Raw genomic sequence first — 2658 nt, 5'->3', positions numbered from 1 at the left:
GTGGCCGGGGGTGCGCGGGGCGCGGGCGGTCATGTGCGGACCGCCACGGCGACGGCGATGATCACGGCACCGGCCAGCAGGGCCCCGAGGTAGGTCTGGGCGTTGCCGGTCTGGGCGCGGCGGACGGCGGCGCCCAGCCAGCGGGCGCCGAGCCCGGAACCGTTGACGTAGCCCTCGACCACCTCGCGGTCCAGGAAGCGGACCAGCCGGGCGGCGGCGGTGAAGGGGGCCACGAAGAGGGCGCTGTAGGCACGGTCGACGCCGAAGCCGCGGGTGGCCGGGCTCAGCAGCGGGCCGAGGAGGGCGCGCGCGGGGTCCGCGGTGAGGGGCACGGCTTCGGCTGCGGCGACGGCGGCGGCGATCGCCTCGTGCGTGGGCGGCACGGCGGGTGTCGCGCCCGCGGCGGGGGCTGCGGCTCCGGCGGCTTCAGCGGTGGCGGCTTCAGCGGTGGCGGACTCGGCGGTGGCGGTCGCCAGGTCGGCGGCGAGGTCGGCCGGGGTCTCCTCCGGGGTGGCCTCGGTGCCGGCGGGGCGGACGGCGTGGTCCAGGGCAGCCCGTTCCAGGACCGCATTGGCGGCGTGCGCCTGGGCCCGGGTGACCCGCTGGGAGGCGCTGCGCCAGGCCGCGTACGCGGCGATGACCCCGACCACGGCGAGGCCGGTGCCGAGGACTGCGGTGGTGAGGGTGGGGCGGAGCGAGCCGCCGTCCAGCAGGGACGGCAGCCAGCCGTCGCGCAGTCCGGCGACGCCGAAGGCCATGGTGGGGACGGCCAGCACCCACAGCGGCCAGCGCATGGCCGGCGGCTCGGCGGGGTGGGCCGCGGCCTCCTCGCCGGGGTAGGCGGCGACGACGGTGCGGGCCGCGGGGGCGTGGAAGGCCAGCAGCCACAGCCGGGTGGCATAGGCGGCGGTGAGTACCGCCGTGACCAGCCCCGCCACCAGGACGATCCAGCCTGCCGCGGCGGGCACGGCGTCGGCCGGGCCGAGGCCGCGGGTGAGCGCTTCTCCGTTGGCGGCGTGCTCGGCCGCGGTGAGCACGGACTCCTTGGAGAAGAAGCCGGCGAACGGCGGCAGGCCCACCAGGGCGACCAGGCCGATGCCCATCGTCCAGTAGGCGTCCTGGACTCGGTTGCGCAGGCCCGGCATCCGGGACATGGCGGTCAGCGAGTTGGTGTGGGCGGCATGGATGACCACGCCGGCGGCGAGGAACAGCAGCGCCTTGAAGAAGCCGTGGGAGAGGAGGTGGAAGACGGCCGCGTCGCGGTCTCCGGAGGCGAGCGAGCCCGCCATGTAGCCGAGCTGGCCGACGGTGGAGTAGGCGAGGACGCGTTTGATGTCGTCCTGGGCGAGGGCACAGAGACCGGAGCCGACCATGGTGACGGCTGCCATCACGGCCAGCACGACCAGGGCGGCACCGGAGTGCAGATAGACCGGGAGGAGCCGGGCGACCAGGTAGATACCGGCGGCGACCATCGTCGCGGCGTGGATCAGCGCGGAGACCGGGGTGGGGCCTGCCATCGCGTCCGGGAGCCAGGTGTGCAGCGGGAACTGGGCGGACTTGCCCGCGACGCCGGCGAGCAGCAGCAGCGCCACCAGGGTGGGGTGCCCCAGCCGGCCGTGGGCGGCGGCGTCCAGCACTCCGCTGATGCGGAAGGTCCCGGCGTCGGCGCCCAGGGCGAAGATGCCGAACAGGAAGGGCACATCGCCGAGCTTGGTGACCAGGAAGGCCTTGAGGGAGGCGGAGCGGGCGTCCGCGGTCTCCCAGTGGTGGCCGATCAGGAAGTACGAGCAGATGCCCATGATCTCCCAGCCGACCAGCAGCACGATGAGGTCGCCGGAGTAGACCACCAGCAGCATGGCCGCGGTGAACAGGGAGACCAGGGCGGCGTACGAGGGGTAGCGGGGGTCGTCGCGCAGATAGGCGGTGGAGTAGATCTGCACACAGGTGGCGACGATCCCGACCAGCACGCCGATGGCGGTGGAGAAGCCGTCCAGGTGCAGTGCCAGGTCGACGGCGGGTCCCCCGGTGGGGGTGAGCCGGGTGGCGGCGTCCAGGACCCTGCCGGTGCCCAGGTCCAGAGCGACCAGGACGGCGAGGACGGCGGAGGCGGCGACCGGGAGCACGGCGAGCGGACGGACGAAGCCGGGGGCGCGCCGGCCCGCGGCGAGCCCGGCGGCGGCACCGAGCGCGGGGAGCGCGGGGACCAGCGCGGCGAGGGTGACGGTCATGCGGCGGCCTTGCCCTTCACCGGGTCTGCTTCCTGTCGGGGCGGACTGTCAGTGGTCGATGCGATGCTGTCGGTGAGGTCGCGGAGCCGGTCCACATCGGCGGTGCCGCGGGTTCGGAAGACCATGAGCACGATGGCGAGGCCGAGGCCGATCTCCGCGGCGGCGACGGTGATGGTGAAGAGGGTGAGCGCCTGGCCGGCGTGGAGGGTGTCACGCAGCCAGACGTCGAAGGCCACCAGGTTGAGGTTGACGGCGTTGAGCATCAGCTCGACGGACATCAGGACGAGGACGGCGTTGCGCCGCGCGAGCACACCGTAGAGGCCGATGCAGAAGAGCAGTGCGGCGAGGACGGCGGGATAGGCCAGGTGCATCGGCGGTCAGCGCTCCTGCGGGGGGTTCGCGGGGGCCGGATCGGCGGCCGGTCCGGGGG

The 2658-nt window shown here is 74.5% G+C and carries 2 protein-coding genes; both read right to left on the bottom strand.

The features are described from left to right. Window positions 1-29 precede the first annotated feature (29 nt). On the bottom strand, window positions 30-2228 hold the full coding sequence (locus AOK09_RS21615; RefSeq protein WP_055588879.1) for an NADH-quinone oxidoreductase subunit 5 family protein: 2199 nt from the start codon (window positions 2226-2228) through the stop codon (window positions 30-32). After that, window positions 2225-2599, bottom strand: a complete 375-nt coding sequence (gene nuoK, locus AOK09_RS21610; RefSeq protein ID WP_055588878.1) for an NADH-quinone oxidoreductase subunit NuoK — start codon at window positions 2597-2599, stop codon at window positions 2225-2227. Before nuoK ends, AOK09_RS21615 begins: the two co-directional genes overlap by 4 nt. Window positions 2600-2658: the final 59 nt, after the last annotated feature.

Source organism: Peterkaempfera griseoplana, from assembly GCF_001418575.1.
Taxonomy (GTDB): domain Bacteria; phylum Actinomycetota; class Actinomycetes; order Streptomycetales; family Streptomycetaceae; genus Peterkaempfera; species Peterkaempfera griseoplana.
The sequence above is the reverse complement of the archived record's forward strand: the minus strand, read 5'-3'. Positions and strand labels throughout refer to the sequence as shown.

Bases quoted from the DNA above. Each gene is read 5' to 3' on its own strand.
- AOK09_RS21615 (WP_055588879.1), bottom strand. From the start codon at position 2,228: ATGACCGTCACCCTCGCCGCGCTGGTCCCCGCGCTCCCCGCGCTCGGT.
- nuoK (WP_055588878.1), bottom strand. From the start codon at position 2,599: ATGCACCTGGCCTATCCCGCCGTCCTCGCCGCACTGCTCTTCTGCATC.